A 16,059-nucleotide genomic window follows, 5' to 3' on the forward strand; every position below is an offset into this window, starting at 1 on the left:
CTATAACGTTCCACTTGAAGTAAGTTATTTAATAAAAACAGTTGTGAGGAACATTGACTTGTGCCAAAATATAAAAAAAGTGTTGGACCAAATGAATACTAGAAAAGGCGGTTGAATTCATGAGCTCTGTATCTACCCAGCAATTAGACACAAACAGCAACAAGGCACATCGTTATATCGAAGACGTATACGCACAGGTTGTTGCGCGTAATCCTTTTGAGCCCGAATTTCATCAGGCCGTAAAGGAAATCCTTGAATCTTTGCTTCCAATCCTCGCTGCTGAACCTAAGTATCAGGAAAATGCCATTCTGGAAAGATTGGTTGAGCCAGAACGTTTGATTATGTTCCGTGTTCCTTGGACAGACGATCAAGGTAAGGTCAGAGTTAACCGTGGATATCGTGTACAGTTCAGCAGTGCAATTGGACCTTACAAAGGTGGACTTCGTTTTCACCCATCCGTTAATGCTAGTATTATCAAATTCCTTGGTTTCGAGCAAATCTTCAAAAATGCTCTTACCGGCCAACACATCGGCGGAGGTAAAGGCGGATCCGACTTTGATCCTAAAGGTAAATCCGAAGGCGAAATCATGCGTTTTGCACAAAGCTTCATGACTGAATTGCAAAATTACATCGGTCCTGACCAAGACGTTCCTGCAGGAGATATCGGTGTAGGTGGTCGTGAGATCGGCTACATGTACGGACAATACAAGCGGATCCGCGGAGGATATCCGGCTGGCGTATTGACTGGTAAAGGTATTGGTTACGGCGGAAGTCAGGCTCGGACAGAGGCTACTGGTTACGGTACGGTTTATTTCGTAAACGAGATGCTGAAGGCAAAAGGCCTTTCTTTTGAAGGAAGCCGCGTTGTTGTTTCCGGTTCTGGTAATGTAGCGATCTATGCGATCGAAAAAGCTGTACAGCTAGGCGCTAAAGTCGTAGCTTGTAGTGATTCGGCCGGATATATCTATGACGAAAATGGGATTAACCTCGAAACTGTCCGCCGCCTAAAAGAAGTCGAAAGAAAACGGATTAGTGAATATGTGAATGAACATCCTAACGCTGTGTATACTGAAGATTCCACGCAAATTTGGACCATTCCTTGTGATATCGCCCTTCCGAGTGCTACTCAGAATGAGATTGATGAAGCCATGGCATTGAAACTGATTGAGAATGGTGTAAAAGCAGTAGGCGAAGGTGCCAATATGCCATCCACCCTTGAAGCTATTCATCAGTTCCAACAAGCTGGCGTGCTATTCGCACCTGCCAAAGCTGCTAATGCTGGCGGCGTAGCTGTATCTGCGCTTGAAATGGCACAAAACAGCATGCGGTTGTCCTGGAGCTTTGAAGAAGTAGATACGAAGCTGCATGAAATCATGGTTTCCATCTACGAACAATCTGTAAATGCATCCGAGCAATATGGACAGTCCGGCAACCTTGTTGCAGGAGCGAACATCGCTGGATTCAAAAAAGTGGCCGACGCTATGCTGGCTGAAGGTGTAATCTAAATAAATTACCGGCGCTCTAGACACGAACGCCCGACATACAAAAGTCCCCGTAACCGGTCAGTAAGAATCCGGTTACGGGGACTTTTTGTATGTCTAAGCGTTCCATCCGGGGATCTTCCGCAAATCCCCGTCCCATATCGATTGAGTACTCTCCGCAGTCGTATTGGGGGGTGAAGAAGCCGTACGAATGTAACAGGAATCTATTCCTATCGTTAGTGCCCCTGCAATATCCGTACGGGGATCATTCCCGATCATAATGGCCGAACGCAGATCCGCTCCATAATGCTCAACTAAATAACGAAAAAATAGCGGATCCGGCTTACTCACTCCTGCTTCGGAGGAAATGGCAATGCCATCGAATAAAGGAAGAATATTCAGCATCGTTAATTCTGCTTCTATAAAGGTTTTCTGGCCGTTGGAGAGCAAGAACACCTTTTTGCCACGTTCTCTTAACGTATGCAGAATTTCAAGCACACCCTCATAAAGTGAGATATGGATCATCGATAATGTCCGCAGCCATCTAACCGTTTCATGTAACCACGCTTGATCCGGTTCTCCACCCAATTGACGGGCCACAGAACGAAACACATCCTCCATTACGAAATCTGGATACTGACAATTCCGCGCGGCTTTGGTGAGCTGTAAATCCCTCTCCCGCAGAAATTGTGCCTGTAGCTCTTTTCCTGTTATGGACATCCCCTGATATCCGAAATGGAGCGATAATCGATCCCATACCTCCGGCTTCTCCTCATCTGTCTGAATATCGATTAATGTGCCATACAGGTCGAAAATATAAGTCTCGTACATCCACCGTCTTCCTTCCTATTATTCTCTCTGTGTTTTATCCTTTAGTACCATTATCGGCGGTTGTCTGGCCCTCCTCCATCCGGTTTGACACCTTTTGATAGAGATAAGAGATACCGAGCAAGCAGATGCCAAAGCTGGCATAAGCTATGATTTTGCTGCCAGTGTTCAGCAGACCCAAATCATAGAGCAGCAGCTTGCCCGTAGCCAGCAGTGTTAATCCAAGGCCGAAGCGCCGGATGTACACATACCTTTTGCGGAAGCCATACATGATAAACAGAACGGCTAATAGTAGATAAATGAGACTAAAAATTAACCCTGCATCACTCAATTGCAATTGCACTCCTAGGAAAGCGGTGATAATGCCGAGTAGATAAATCGCCATGAAAACAGGATAGATCTCCATACTCTTAAACTGGCGATTCAGCGCTGCAATCAGCAGATCACGTCCGCTAAACCAAACAAAGATATTAAAGATAATCAGTACGGCTAGTGCGATATAATCAGCTGCTGTATTTTGCGCGAGATTATTTTGCAGACTTGGCAGGCCTACTGTAATTACTATACAAATGACGTAGCCAACCCCAAACAGAAATCTCACAAAATATTTAACAATCGTGTCATACAGCACCTTCACCTTTGGCAGCACGTACGCCAGAACCAAGGTCCATACAGCGGACAGCAGTAAATTATAGAAGGTTCTATGCGCAAAGTCCTCCGGTACAACCAGATGATACAATCTTCTCGATTCATACAAGCCGTAAATCCAGAAATTTAATAACGCCGCATATTTAAACCACAACGCTAAGGTGATTTCATAAGGTTCGCTGCGCTGAAGAGCATCCTTGCGGTTATGCTGAACTGCATACAACACCGCGACAATCAGCATGCCTGCTGTGATAAAGACATATTTTAGCGGGAAGTAGACATCTCTAAAATTCGTCCATTGATAGTCTGCGACCCACTGCGTCGGTACATTTAGACAGAAGAATACTACAAGGCAGAGCATCATAATGCCCCAGCCTGCCCTTTCCATCCCCTTAAAGCGGTTCAGATTGCCATACAACGTAAGAACGACGCCCTCAATCAGCCAACCGATGGACCACCAAGCCGCTCCAAATTGAAATGGAATCATCAATATGCCGAAGGTCAGTGAAGTGGCGTAGAACAGCAGCATGCTTTCTTTTTCCTGTGGCATCAGCTTCTCAAGCCCTCGACCCAGACCGAGATACAGCAGGCAGAAAAGCAACGCCAGTGCACCATTGTAATCCTTCAGTCCTGCATCCATAAATAAAATATACAAGGTGAGACAGCTAATAAACGTATTACATCCTAAGAGAGAGAAATCCCACCAGGACAGCTTGGAACGATATTTGAACGGGTACCACAAGGTAATTCCCAGATACATCGCAAAAGTCAAAACAGCATAACACATATTAATTCCGTTGCTATCCGACAAAGCTATTAATATGAGCATGGAGGGTGTATTAAATAAGTAGCTGATATAATTGACAACGTTCCAGCGTTTGCGGAAAGAAATCAATAAGATGAATAAATTCAATAGAAACAAGTAACCCATAGCTACATAAACTGCGTTGCCCGAAAGGCCAAACGCCCCCAGATAAGAGTATAAGGGCAGATATCCTCCGATTAAGCCCAGTGCACAAATACTCCGTGATTCATACCTTAAAGACAGGAGTACCGCAGTTAAAGTAACGAGTACAGACAAGGATAACCCTACATATATACTAATAATATCAAGCAGAAAATAGCTATAAAAAATAGAGCCATACAGCACCGAAATCCCGCCGCCAAGCAGCCCTAAAGCGAAGGTGCCTTTTCCTTTGCGGTATAACCACTCCCCGCCTCCCAGCATCAATAATCCCAGTAGAAAAAAGGCGCTTCCCTTCATATAACCTGTGAACCAGTTGGAATAGGTATACCGGAAGCCTGCCCCCACCGCCAAAATCAACAGCAGAATACCCAGCTTGTTAATCCAGCTTAGTCCAATCTTCATTTCGATCTGATTTTGTTTTCTTCGGCGCTTCAGCACCTCTTCACTGATCTCTTCCGAGGCAAAATCATGTAATCCATTATCCATGCCCGAGTTGAGGCGAAGTTCCGCTTCCCTCATTCTCTGCCGCTGTGCCAGCACACGCTCATTTAATTCTGCCGCCAACGCCCCAAGTCGACTGGATATCTCTGCTTGTTCCTCACCCAGCTGCCTGGAGGCTGTATGGTACAGCTGCTGAATATGACGTTTCGTCTCCACTTCAAAAGCCGTCAGACGATCTGTATGAGCATGGCTTCTAGAGGCAAAATAAGTCTGCAGCTTCTGCCTCGACACTTTAAGAATGCCCAGCTTTTCATCTAAAATCTGTTCCGTTAGCGCAACTCTTAGCTCAGTATTCTCTTCTTGAAGCTTACCTACCTGAGTCTTTAGCTCGACCAAAGCAAGCTTATGCTTCTCATATTGCTTCTTCAAGTATTCATTCTCGTTGACCAGATCGTGACTTTCATATTCCGCAATCAGAGCCTCATATTCCTTAATAAGCCCGTCCTGCTGTACCTTCATGAATCTCAGTCGATCTTTGAATGACTCCATAGCGCCTCCTTATGTGAGCGATTGTTAATACTTACATATTACTACATATAGCTGTGGGGTCTTATGCTTTTTTTATATTTGCAGTGAATGAAGATTACGATCGGGATGCAAAAAAACTGCAACATTTTGGAGGCGTGTCCCGTCAGAATAATAACAACACTAACAAAAGATTTTAAAAGGAGCTCACAACCATGAACAACATTTTAAAAACAAGTACAGTTCTTTTAACTTTGTCACTAGCACTTTCTACAGGAGCAGCTTATGCTGCACCCACCACAACTTCTGCTAAAAATGAGGCTACACAAACCTCCGCTAGCGTTAATCAAAAGACGTTTGCGATTGAAATCAACGGATCGACTATTAAAGAAACAGGCTTCCAAAGCACAAGCGGCAAAGAACCGATGGTGCCACTACGTTCGATTACTGAAGCCCTTGGATTTGAATTAACCTGGAATGCACAGAATAAATCCGTTGAACTTATCAATGGTGCTGTATTCACTACAGTGAAAGCTGGAGAAGATCGTTATAGTATCAACAAAATGTATACAACACTTGGAACTGCACCACAATTGGTTGACTCCACTTTGTATGTCCCAGCTTCCTTTTTAAGCGAAGTAATTCATCAAAACATGACTGTGAAGGGAGATTCCATTGTGATCAACACAAATGCCGCCGAGCAGCACATGACTAAGACTGGTGTGATTACAGCTGTCTATGATGGTGGTAAATACCAATCCGTTCAAATCCAAGGTGTAGGTACGGATGGAATCGTATTAAATGTAGGGGAAGATACGGCTATTGAGATGGCAGACGGTACTAAAATTGCACTCAAAGATCTCCATATCGGTATGACTGCAAAAGCAGAACACTCCATGGTCATGACTATGAGTCTTCCGCCACAAACACCAACTTACAAAATCACCGTTCTGGATAAGCAGAAACAAGATGATCTTCTAGGTACTGCTGGCACTATTGAAGAAGTTCAAAAAGACGATGAAGGAAATATCAGTATCACTGTTAAAGGCAGTGGCCTGAGCGAATTGTCACAAAAAGAAGTAGTACTGCGCATTAACGAAGACACAGTACTCATTAATAAAGACGGCGAAGCTGTTAAAAGCAGCGAGCTTGTTAAAGGTACAAAAGTTATCGGATTCTACAGCCCAGTGCTGACCAGAAGCCTGCCACCAATCGGCACAGCTGTCAAAGTTGTAGTAGATTCTGCGCAACAATAAGTGAGAGACTGAAATCTTATTAAAAAGATTCCAAAGAGACATTAAAACAGCGATCCTTCCGTTATCGGAGGATCGCTGTTTTGCGTTTTGGGCAATAGGGTGGGTGACTCACTTCAGAGCATTTGAGGCAAACGAAAGCCGGCTGAACGTCTAGGTGCACTTTTGCTCGCCTTGCTGCAAAGTTTTGGATGATCATAATCGCGAGCCTTACGGCCCAGCTGACGTTATTTGCGATTTTTCCGCCTTCAGAGCAGCGTTTCGGACTCCAGCACCACTATTCATTAAAAAGAGGGCATATTCGATGTTTTTTATACCAATAGCGTCAGTGGGGTCCGTTAGAATTACAAATGTGGTAAAAAGCTGCGTTAACGGTCAGCTGTGTCCGATAGCAGATTATAGTTACTTCGTTCGTGCAACTTCGTTTGAATTATCCGAAGTTAGAGGTCTAGTTCAACGTCAACAAAACAGGGGTGCCCCAGCAGCCATTGTCATGACTACTAGGACACCCCATGATTGTTTCCGTCCATTATCTATTTCATGAATCGCTAGCTAGAATCAATTGCATCAACGCTAATAAACGTTCCAGGTTAATCGGCTTGCTAAGATAATCTGTTGCCCCTGCCTGAAGGATTTTAGCCTTATCTTCCTTCATCGCTTTTGCAGTCAGTGCAATGATGGGAATATCCTTCTTTGCGGGCATTTGTCTGATCCGATTGATTGCCTCATATCCGTTCATCACTGGCATCATAATATCCATAAGAACGATGTCTATAGAAGCCGCTTGCTCCAGTTCAAACAGGCCGCTCTCTCCGTTAGTAGCTGTAGTTACATGCAGCCCGCGCTTTCTTAGGGTATTTGATAAAGCAAACAAATTCCGTTCATCATCATCCACGATAAGTACATGCTTTTGATTCAGAGAAGTGAAGTCATTACGTGTATCCTCAGCCGTTGTAGCGGCAAGTACCACTCCATTCCCAATCTCTTGAATAACAGTCGCTTGATCAGCCACTTCCTCAAGGCTTGGGGCCTCAAGCTTCAAGGGCAAATACACTGTAAAGACGCTACCCACTCCTTCTTGACTCTCCACTATAATTCTACCACCGAGCAGGGTTGCCAGCTCTCTAGATATGGATAACCCAAGCCCTGTTCCACCATATTGACGTTCTGTATTTCCATTTGCCTGTTGAAAAGCCTCGAAGATAATCGACTGCTTTTCTTTTGAAATCCCAATTCCAGTATCCTTGATGGCGAAGGCAATAAATTCCCCTGTATACGAATCTGCCAAATCCAGCAGCTCGTCCTTAGTTGCTGAACGGATTTCCAGAGTGACTGCGCCTTCCGCTGTAAACTTAAACGCATTGGACAGCAAATTTATAATAATTTGCCGCACTCTTTGAGCATCCGAATAAAACAGCGGGGGTAAGTTCTCTCCCAGCTGTATTTGCAAAGGAATCTCTTTTTTACGGGAAAGCTGACTGAAGTTCTGGATCATTGCCTCCGGAATCTCCGATATATTTATCGCTTCAATTTCAATATTCAGCTTTCCTGCCTCAACCTTGGACAAATCCAGAATGTCATTAATCAGCGCCAGCAGATCTTGTCCCGAAGAATGAATGGCTTTTGAGAATTCAATATCCTCTTCGCTTAAAGCTCCCGACTGATTCTCCATAAGAAATTCGGAGAGCAGCAGAATGCCGTTAAGCGGAGTTCGCAGTTCGTGAGACATGTTAGCCAGAAACTCTGATTTATATTGTGAGCTTTGCTGCAATAACTCTGTGTATTCACTGAGTTCCGTTTGAGCTCTTTCCGCCTCTAGTGACTTTTGTTCCGCCAGCAGTTTCTTATCCTCCAGCTTTCTATTCGTTGCATGCAGTGACTCCGTCTGGATTTGCAGCTCCTCAGACTGAGTCTGTAGTTCCTCGGTATATACCTGTAGCTCTTCGTTTAGACGCTGAGATTGTGCCAGAAGTTGGTCAATCTTCATAATGCTAATCGTACTGTTAATTGCGGAGCCAAAGGCATTCGAAATAGACCCTAGGAACTTAACCTGCAATTGCGTAAGTGGAGCAAAGGCGGCGATTTCCACCACAGCAACTACCTCACCCGAAAAAGAAATCGGCATTAGTAGAAGCGCCTTCGGCGCAGAAATACCCAACCCAGATTGTATGCTAATATAATCCTCCGGCAGATCCTGTATTTGCATCAAGCGCGCCTCTTTAGCACATTGTCCAACTAGACCTTCTCCGATCTGGAATGCCCGCTGATCTGGAATGTTACTGCTTCCGCCAAAAGTAGAGACTCTCTTAAAGAAATCTCGATCATGGTCCTGTGTTCGAACATATAAGGAACCATATGGGTAATCGAGGACTTCTGCGGTTTTGCCAAGAAAAATGTCGCCCAGTTGCGAGATATGTGTGATGCCCTGATACCTCGCCAACAATTCGTTTGCGTTAGCCTGAATCCATATCCGCTCTTGTTGCGTGTCTATCAGATGATTCGTAGCTACGCTCAGATCCCTGATCTCATCATTCGTGGTGATCTCTATCCTTGTCTTCATATCTTCGTCAGATTCCAATTCTGCAATCGTATGGGTAACTTTACGAACCGTACTAACGATGGCGCGTGAATTGATCCACGAAGCGACCATCGCGGTAACCGCTATAATTGCCCAAGCAATATAAAGAAGCTCTAGCAATAATTTATTCTTGTCTGCTTGTCTAGCAATCAGACTGTTGGTGTTCTCTTTCATCGTCTCGCGGTAAGTGCTGATCTGATTACGAATCCGGTCCATTTGATCTTTGCCGTCGTCGGAATTGAAGTATCTTAGGAGCTCAGCGTCCTGTCCCTCTTTTTTCAACTGGATCACATAATTTCCCGACTGTTCGATCCATTGCTTAATTTTACTTTCAATACCCAACAGACGCTGTAACTGTAAAGAATCATTAGCAGTCAGCACGTAAAGCTTATCATAATTAGCTTCCCATTCAGCCTTACCCAAATTGTAGGGCTCCAGATACTTGTTATCGCCGGTGATGACATATCCACGTTGTCCGGTTTCCATATCTAAAATATTCTTCTCAATTAGATTAGCCAAATTAGTAATCTCTCGATCCTGATGAGAGATGAAGCTGGTTTCCCGCTGTAGAGCATTGATTCTTCCATGCATGACAAAAACAAATCCTAATAGACAGATCACGATTAAAACTGTAATTGACAGTATTTTATACTGCAAAGTGAATCGACGTTTGTTCACAACTAGCCTCCGTCCTGTCTTCTAACTATAAACCCCTTTCTATTCTACATCATTGCAAAAGATTACTTGAATAAGGCTTCATTAATTCTTCTATGTAAATTTTGACTGCTGCTAATTTAAACAATTTCCGCAGGGTTGAAACACTTGTTTTTCCCGGAATAAAAAAAAACCCCACAAGTGCCTTTCTCCTTGAAGGGTTACCTAAATATCTAACTCAGCAAATACAAGTTTTCTTCTTCACACCTAGCTTCCCAGCCTGTTCAACCTTAGCAATATAATCAACAGCCATGGGAACTTTACAAGCGGTTTGTCCCATGTTCACCTGGACCTTACCTATACCTGCTGCGATCTTTGCTGCCTCCTCATGCAGTTCTGTGATACTGCTGCCCACCATAATTACAAAAGTATTCATCGTATAACGAACACGATTCCGCTCCTGATGAATAGTAGCGCCTACTTGTTGTAACAACTCCCTAATCTCAGCGATGTCCAGCTTATCATCCGGTGTAATTGAAATGTAATTTGCATAAGTGCTCCAGCCGCAAACGGCTATTAGTTCATCCGAGGAACGAGTCCACTCTCTCGCAAGTTCCAATCCATATGGACTCTCTGCGGCGAGAGGGGATACTATATATTCCACTACCGCATGCCAACTGGCCGCCGAAGCCCAGCTTTGAAGCTCTTGCTTCGTCATAGTCTTGGGATTGACGGTTAGCCCAGCCAAATACATTGCATCGTAATTGCCTGTCTGATACAAAGCCCTTGCCAGACTCTGATCTTTTTTCACATCCTTAACCAGCTTCTTCATATCCCCTACCTTTACTCCAAATAAAGGTTCCACTGCGCCATGTCGTAAGAAGGTACGTTTCGTCTGCTCTGTACCCATCTCCTCAAGCTTGCTCATCACTTCATCAACAGTCAGATTCATTAGGCCACTCCCTTATCTTCGATGTTCTTATCCCTTTACTGTTTCTCTTATGATCGGTTCACGACCTAACGTAACTCTGTTCTTCCCTGTATTCTTAGAGTGATATAACGCTTCATCCGCTTCCCGATATAAATCTTCGAAACTCACCTCTCTACGCTCCGTAAAAGAGATTCCGATACTTGCGGTAAGATGAATGCTATCCTGTTCATTCAAGATTATCGTGTAATCACTCATCATTGTACGAAAATTCTCTGCTTCTTTTAAGGCTGCACATTTATCTTCAGCGAAAAAGCATACGGCAAATTCCTCGCCACCTACTCTTCCAGCAATACCTTTATTCTGGTATACCTGAAGTATTTTATTCGAGAAATCAACTAACGCCTGATCGCCCGCTAAATGACCATAAGTATCATTAATTAATTTAAAATCATCGATGTCAAATAACAGCAGAGCCAATCCTAATCCATCTGGGATCGTTTGATTCTGGACCCTTTGCATGAAATGCCTGCGATTATAAAGCCCTGTCAGATCGTCAACCGTTGCCTGATAGACCAGCTCACGCTCATACCGCTTCTTCTCACTATGATCACTAAACACAATAAGCATACCCTTATTCTCTGTTGTCGCATGTTCCGTAGCAATTAAAGAAACCCCATAACAGAGCTCCCCTGCGCCAGAACAAACTACCTCAAACTGTCCCTCCGTCCTCTGACTGTAATGAGCTGCAATGTCTTTGTGAGACTTCATAAAAAGATCAATGTTTTTTCCCATCCAGTTATCGTTCGCTATTCCGGTAATGTCGTATAAAATAGCAGTCGCCGCATCATTTATGCCAATGATATTATCATAACGGTCAGTCAGAACTACGCCGTCTTTCATGTGCTCTAGAATTTTGTTTTTGGTTAGAGGGAAGATGGTTAATTTGGAGCTAACAAAAAGTGCGAAATAAGCCGCTATAATCGCAGGCAAATAAGTAAACGCCGTAAAACCTGTAATGGTAATCTTCAAGAGGGGAAGTAAAAAGACGGAAATAACCGGAACTAGCAAACCCGCCAACAGCAGCAAATTAGTCCGCAAATAAACTCTCGGGGTATTCAGTAGGGAAACTGCCAGCAAGCAGACTGCATATAGCCCAAAAAGCTGATCATACGCAATAAAAGCCATACTAAGGAGCGTAGGCTTTACAGCAATTCCACTAACACCCGCGACCGTCAGGACGGCCACTTCACTGCGCATCAGATGATGATAGCTATCCGTAAAAATAAGAAGTACATCCATAACAATAGGGATAGAGAAGATGGCAAGCTTCACGGGCAGGCGCCCTGTGGAAGGAGATACGTATTCTTTTACCACAGCATAAGTAAAGAGCGCACTAAAAAAAAGCGGAGCCTGCTGCACATTCTTCCACCACAGCTTAGACTGAAAAGAGGGTGACATAATCTCTCCGGCCGTTGCAACAAATATAAGGCTGACTAACAGCATTAAGATCCACAAATAGCGTCTGCCTGCTAACTTACGGTGCCGATAGGAGCTGACGCCCATGTACAGACTTAGAACACTGCCCATTAATAAGTAATACGGATATCCCTGAATCCATGGCATGCCATATTTCTCCTATTTTTCAAGTCACTCCTATCATTATAGCCTAATCCTTGGTACAAATGAATCAACAATAACAGCACATCTTATGCCTTAAATTTCACCCGATTGGAGAACATATATTTTCTGGCTAAATCCTTAAATGTTATTTTATCTTGTGCCGATTCAAAGAAACGTTTAGGGATAATCAGCGCTCTCTGTGTGGACACAAAAAACACAAACAAGTTCGTAGTTTCACCTATCTTATGTATCTCTTCCCACTTCACTTGTCCAGTGCCCGCTTCGGAAAGATAAGATATGCCTTCATCTGAAATCGTATAATTTTGCGGTTGCTGAATTAGGCTATCTGTTTTGAACGCCTTCTTGGATTTTTTGATCAAGCTTGCCTTGGTCATATACCATAAGACAGCGGCAAGAATTATAGCAGTCACAGCCAGGATTGAGATGCTTTGAGTACTGTAATCCTTAGTAATTAATAACAAAATCATAAAGTAAGCGACTACGCTAAAAGAGTTGAGTATAATCCGGCTATTCAAGCTAAACCATAAGTTAAACTCCTGAACGTCTTCACTCTTTAGGACTGTATCTACTTTTATTACATTTTCCATCACTGATCGCTCCCTCGACGCCATGTATATTTTTAAATTCATCTCATTTTAACATGCCTGAACACAAAAAAGGGACATCCCCGAAGCGATTGCTTCTACATGGGTTGTCCCTCTTCAATCCGTAAGGATTCTTATTTCTTTTGTGCAAGACGTTGTTTGAACTTGTCAACACGGCCGCCTTGTTCTGTATCTCTTTGTTTACCAGTGTAAAATGGGTGGGATGCGGAACTTGCGTCCACACGGAGCACTGGGTAAGTGTTGCCGTCTTCCCATTCCATAGTTTCATTGGATGATTTAGTAGATGCACTCAAGAATTTGAAGCCTACGCTTGCATCCAAGAAAATCACTTGGTTGTACTTAGGATGTATGCCTTCTCTCATTCTAATCGTCCTCCTTCTGAATAAATTCGTGGAGCCTTTATGGTAAATTATCCAAATGATCTGTAGGTTTATATATAGTATAACCTAATAAACGTAGGAAAATTCGTAAATCTTACGATTTAGACCACCGCTCCATCATACGCTTATTTAGAGCACAAAGCAACTAATATTGAAATTACTAATATTTCCATAACCTTTCAAAGCCTACCCATAACGCCGGAGGTTAGAGCGATTTCACCATTCCTCCATCGACTAAAAGAGATTGTCCCGTAACATAAGTATTCGCAAAAGAGCCTAGAAAAACAGCAGCCTTGCCGAATTCTTCGGGCGTGCCCAATCTTCCTAACGGGATTTGCAGCAGCGCTTCCTCTTGAATCTGCTCCATAGGGATCCCCTCGGCTTGTGCACGTTTGCCGTCTAGTTGAAGAATCCTGTCGGTTGCAATACGCCCTGGAGCGATCGTATTAATTAAAATGCGATCCGCAGCCAGCTCAGTAGCCAAGCTCTTGGTCAAGGCATACACGCCAGCGCGAAAAACATTGGAAAGAATTAGTCCCTCAATAGGCTGCTTGATAGAAATCGAGCTTATATTAACGATTCGCCCTGCCCCAGAAGAGCGCAGATGCGGCAGTGATTCACGGATCAAACGAATGGTGCTCATCAGTGTGAGCTCAAATCCTTGGTTCCAATCCGCGTCTTCCATATCAGCGAAACCTCCGCCATGAGGCCCCCCCGCATTGGTCACTACAACATCAAGCCCACCGTTTTGGGCTACAACCGTTTGAATAGCATGTACGATATCCTCTGGGACAGTCACATCCATCTGAACAATGTTGACCTGCTGTCCTGTGGCTGCCTGAATCTCTTTCTGTGCGTCTACAAGCTGCTCCATACTCCTGCTGGCGATCATTACCTTCGCCCCCTCACGGGTGTACTCCAGCGCAGTTGCGAGTCCTAACCCTTTACTTGCTGCGGCTACAAAAACTGATTTCCCACGAAGTCCCAAGTCCATCATTAATGCCTCCTTCTTAATTAAACTCCCAACAGCTAAGACTTAAATTGCCATACTGATAACTTCGGTGCAGCAGCTTCGCTTCTTTCCCTTTATCGCCAGCTCCCATAGCTATTATCAGAGGGATAAAGTGCTCATTAGTCGGCACTGCATCAATACCATAGGGAGCAAGCTCCTGATAGCTAAATAGTGACTCTGTATCCCAAGCTTCCACCCTGTGCTGCAGCCAGTCATCGAATGTCTCCGCCCATTTCTCGACGTTCTCCATTCCCCACTTCACGCTACGCAAATTATGGACGGTTCCACCACTGCCAATAATCATAATATCCTGCTCACGCAGCTCAGATAAAGCCTTACCCATTAAATATTGCTGTTCATTGGACAGCTCTCGATTAACTGACAAAGACACGACAGGAATATCTGCATTCGGATAGATTAATTTAAGAATAGCCCAAGCTCCGTGATCTAGTCCACGCTCTGTATTTAATTTGCTGACAATCCCATTCTTGTGGAACAGAGACATAATTTGCTGTGCAACCTCATTGTCTCCTTTGGCAGGATAAGTCATTCGATACATCTCATCTGGGAAGCCATAGAAATCATAGATGGTGTCGAAAGTCTCCATAACTCCAACCGACTGTGTGTGTTCTTCAAAATGTGCAGAAAATAGAACAATCGCTTTAGGTTTGACATTCCTCTCAGCGAGATCCCCAAGAAATTTCGTATATGCATTGTTATCAAGTACCAGAGAAGGAGCACCGTGGGCAATAAAGTAAGAAGGTATCATAGTTTATCACTCCCTAAGTTCTGCAGTAACCAAGCGATCAGGTCCTGCTGATTCTGCGGTAATACACCATGATCCGAAGGATAAGTTTTAAAGGTTAATAATGGGGTTAGACCTTCGAAATAAGCGGCTGTTTCTGTCCCCACTGAAATTGGAAATACAGAATCATATTCACCATGCGAGATGAATACCGATACCTCCTGCACACTCTTCAGCTCATAATCTGTCTTCACAAACCCCGGAACATAACCGTTCAGCGCCACAATTCCCCGAAGCGAATTCCCCATTGTAAGAGCGAGTGTCATGGACAAAATGGCTCCTTGACTGAAGCCAAGCAGATAACGGTGTTTAGCATCTATAGGATATTTGTCGGTGGCGTATTCGATAAACTGCTGCAATTGCGATACAGCCTGATCAAACTGCTCACGGATGGGATGACCTAGACTTTTGAGATCATAATATTGAAATCCAGCCCCTAAAATCATATTTCCCCGAATCCCGATAATAATAAACTCTTCAGACAAGGGCTCGACAAGTCCGAACATATTCTTCTCATTGGAACCTTTGCCATGCAAGGTGAAGATAACCGGATAAACCCGATTCACATCGTAGCCGGAAGGTAGACTGACATCATATATATAAGGTGCCTTCATACTAAACACTCCTTCAAAATATTTGTAATACAAAAATAATATTTGTAAGGATAATATTATAAACCTCTGGCTAGTATGTCAATTAATAATTTGTTAATATAAAAATATATTTGCTATTACTAATATTAAAAGGGGCTTTACTTATGAATATAGGTTCAAACATTCGTACAATCCGTAAAAGAAAACATATAACGATTGCCCAAATCTGTGAAACTACTGGCCTGTCACAAGGTTTTATGAGCCAGGTTGAGACTAATAAGACCTCTCCTTCGATCGCTACCCTTAGCCTGATTGCTGATGCACTGAACGTTCCGTTGGCTTATTTGCTGTTAAAAAAGGAAGAGCGGATGCAGGTGGTACGATCCAAGGAGCGGCAAATCACCAGCAGTGGAAGTGATCGACTGCAAGTTGAACATTTAAGCTCGGCAGGTGGTGTACGAATGGTGCTTGTCCATTTCCCTCCGGGTACTTCTACGGGTGAAACTCCGCAGGCGCACGAAGGCAAAGAGGTCCATTTAGTGATAAAAGGTGAGGTTTATGCGGAGCAAGGTGAAGATTTCGGGATGTTCCAAGCGGGGGATTCCTTTAGCTGGAATGCCTGTGTGCCACATCTGGTCATAAATAAAGGCGATGAGCCGGCAAGCGTGCTCATCGCCATCCATACAGAGGCTGATAGTGAAACTGTTGATTTTTAAG

The 16,059-nt window shown here is 43.8% G+C and carries 13 protein-coding genes; 3 read left to right on the plus strand and 10 right to left on the minus strand.

Features of this window, described 5'->3' with window-relative positions; all coding sequences use genetic code 11:
* The first annotated feature begins 119 nt into the window (after positions 1 to 119).
* Positions 120 to 1,505 carry an NADP-specific glutamate dehydrogenase gene (gene gdhA / locus MKX34_RS31060; protein ID WP_036682144.1) on the plus strand — a complete coding sequence of 462 codons (1,386 nt, stop codon included), beginning with the start codon at positions 120 to 122 and terminating at the stop codon, positions 1,503 to 1,505.
* A 93-nt stretch (positions 1,506 to 1,598) separates the two neighbouring features.
* Here the strand turns inward: gdhA and MKX34_RS31065 are convergent, their stop codons facing one another.
* Together MKX34_RS31065 and MKX34_RS31070 are read right to left on the minus strand one after the other, a co-directional pair.
* Positions 1,599 to 2,312 carry an HAD family hydrolase gene (locus MKX34_RS31065; protein WP_076105070.1) on the minus strand — a complete coding sequence of 238 codons (714 nt, stop codon included), beginning with the start codon at positions 2,310 to 2,312 and terminating at the stop codon, positions 1,599 to 1,601.
* A gap of 34 nt (positions 2,313 to 2,346) precedes the next feature.
* Complete coding sequence (locus tag MKX34_RS31070) at positions 2,347 to 4,914, minus strand: DUF2339 domain-containing protein (protein ID WP_076105071.1); 2,568 nt, start codon at positions 4,912 to 4,914, stop codon at positions 2,347 to 2,349.
* Positions 4,915 to 5,105: 191 nt separating this feature from the next.
* On the opposite strand from MKX34_RS31070, the gene MKX34_RS31075 reads away from it, so the two are divergent.
* Positions 5,106 to 6,146 carry a stalk domain-containing protein gene (locus MKX34_RS31075; protein ID WP_076297011.1) on the plus strand — a complete coding sequence of 347 codons (1,041 nt, stop codon included), beginning with the start codon at positions 5,106 to 5,108 and terminating at the stop codon, positions 6,144 to 6,146.
* A gap of 535 nt (positions 6,147 to 6,681) precedes the next feature.
* On the opposite strand, the gene MKX34_RS31080 is transcribed toward MKX34_RS31075, so the two are convergent.
* The 8 genes from MKX34_RS31080 to MKX34_RS31115 all read right to left on the minus strand — a co-directional run bounded on the left by MKX34_RS31080 (position 6,682) and on the right by MKX34_RS31115 (position 15,363).
* On the minus strand, positions 6,682 to 9,399 hold the full coding sequence (locus MKX34_RS31080) for a CHASE3 domain-containing protein (protein WP_081383979.1): 2,718 nt from the start codon (positions 9,397 to 9,399) through the stop codon (positions 6,682 to 6,684).
* 214 nt (positions 9,400 to 9,613) lie between these two features.
* The gene (locus MKX34_RS31085; RefSeq protein ID WP_076297077.1) at positions 9,614 to 10,321 is read right to left on the minus strand and encodes a DNA alkylation repair protein; all 708 of its coding nucleotides are present in this window, start codon (positions 10,319 to 10,321) and stop codon (positions 9,614 to 9,616) included.
* Positions 10,322 to 10,354: 33 nt separating this feature from the next.
* Positions 10,355 to 11,929, minus strand: coding sequence for a diguanylate cyclase (locus MKX34_RS31090; protein WP_076297010.1), 1,575 nt, complete (start codon positions 11,927 to 11,929; stop codon positions 10,355 to 10,357).
* An 83-nt stretch (positions 11,930 to 12,012) separates the two neighbouring features.
* Positions 12,013 to 12,534 carry a YcxB family protein gene (locus tag MKX34_RS31095; protein ID WP_036682157.1) on the minus strand — a complete coding sequence of 174 codons (522 nt, stop codon included), beginning with the start codon at positions 12,532 to 12,534 and terminating at the stop codon, positions 12,013 to 12,015.
* A 131-nt stretch (positions 12,535 to 12,665) separates the two neighbouring features.
* Positions 12,666 to 12,914, minus strand: a complete 249-nt coding sequence (locus MKX34_RS31100; protein ID WP_036682161.1) for a type B 50S ribosomal protein L31 — start codon at positions 12,912 to 12,914, stop codon at positions 12,666 to 12,668.
* 223 nt (positions 12,915 to 13,137) lie between these two features.
* Complete coding sequence (locus MKX34_RS31105) at positions 13,138 to 13,926, minus strand: SDR family oxidoreductase (RefSeq protein ID WP_076297009.1); 789 nt, start codon at positions 13,924 to 13,926, stop codon at positions 13,138 to 13,140.
* A gap of 16 nt (positions 13,927 to 13,942) precedes the next feature.
* Positions 13,943 to 14,713 (minus strand): class III extradiol ring-cleavage dioxygenase, encoded by a 771-nt coding sequence (locus MKX34_RS31110; RefSeq protein WP_076274850.1) that lies wholly within the window; start codon positions 14,711 to 14,713, stop codon positions 13,943 to 13,945.
* Positions 14,710 to 15,363, minus strand: coding sequence for an alpha/beta hydrolase-fold protein (locus tag MKX34_RS31115; RefSeq protein WP_036682167.1), 654 nt, complete (start codon positions 15,361 to 15,363; stop codon positions 14,710 to 14,712). The genes MKX34_RS31110 and MKX34_RS31115 overlap by 4 nt, the downstream gene beginning before the upstream one ends.
* A gap of 143 nt (positions 15,364 to 15,506) precedes the next feature.
* Here MKX34_RS31115 and MKX34_RS31120 point away from each other — a divergent pair, with 143 nt between their 5' ends.
* The gene (locus MKX34_RS31120; protein ID WP_036682170.1) at positions 15,507 to 16,058 is read left to right on the plus strand and encodes a helix-turn-helix transcriptional regulator; all 552 of its coding nucleotides are present in this window, start codon (positions 15,507 to 15,509) and stop codon (positions 16,056 to 16,058) included.
* Position 16,059: the final 1 nt, after the last annotated feature.

The organism is Paenibacillus sp. FSL R5-0636 (genome assembly GCF_037974255.1).
GTDB lineage: Bacteria > Bacillota > Bacilli > Paenibacillales > Paenibacillaceae > Paenibacillus_AQ > Paenibacillus_AQ odorifer.

Excerpts from the sequence above, each read along its gene's own strand:
- gdhA (WP_036682144.1), top strand. The coding sequence starts at position 120 with ATGAGCTCTGTATCTACCCAGCAATTAGACACAAACAGCAACAAGGCA.
- MKX34_RS31065 (WP_076105070.1), bottom strand. The coding sequence starts at position 2,312 with ATGTACGAGACTTATATTTTCGACCTGTATGGCACATTAATCGATATT.
- MKX34_RS31070 (WP_076105071.1), bottom strand. The coding sequence starts at position 4,914 with ATGGAGTCATTCAAAGATCGACTGAGATTCATGAAGGTACAGCAGGAC.
- MKX34_RS31075 (WP_076297011.1), top strand. The coding sequence starts at position 5,106 with ATGAACAACATTTTAAAAACAAGTACAGTTCTTTTAACTTTGTCACTA.
- MKX34_RS31090 (WP_076297010.1), bottom strand. The coding sequence starts at position 11,929 with ATGCCATGGATTCAGGGATATCCGTATTACTTATTAATGGGCAGTGTT.
- MKX34_RS31095 (WP_036682157.1), bottom strand. The coding sequence starts at position 12,534 with ATGGAAAATGTAATAAAAGTAGATACAGTCCTAAAGAGTGAAGACGTT.
- MKX34_RS31100 (WP_036682161.1), bottom strand. The coding sequence starts at position 12,914 with ATGAGAGAAGGCATACATCCTAAGTACAACCAAGTGATTTTCTTGGAT.
- MKX34_RS31105 (WP_076297009.1), bottom strand. The coding sequence starts at position 13,926 with ATGGACTTGGGACTTCGTGGGAAATCAGTTTTTGTAGCCGCAGCAAGT.
- MKX34_RS31110 (WP_076274850.1), bottom strand. The coding sequence starts at position 14,713 with ATGATACCTTCTTACTTTATTGCCCACGGTGCTCCTTCTCTGGTACTT.
- MKX34_RS31115 (WP_036682167.1), bottom strand. The coding sequence starts at position 15,363 with ATGAAGGCACCTTATATATATGATGTCAGTCTACCTTCCGGCTACGAT.
- MKX34_RS31120 (WP_036682170.1), top strand. The coding sequence starts at position 15,507 with ATGAATATAGGTTCAAACATTCGTACAATCCGTAAAAGAAAACATATA.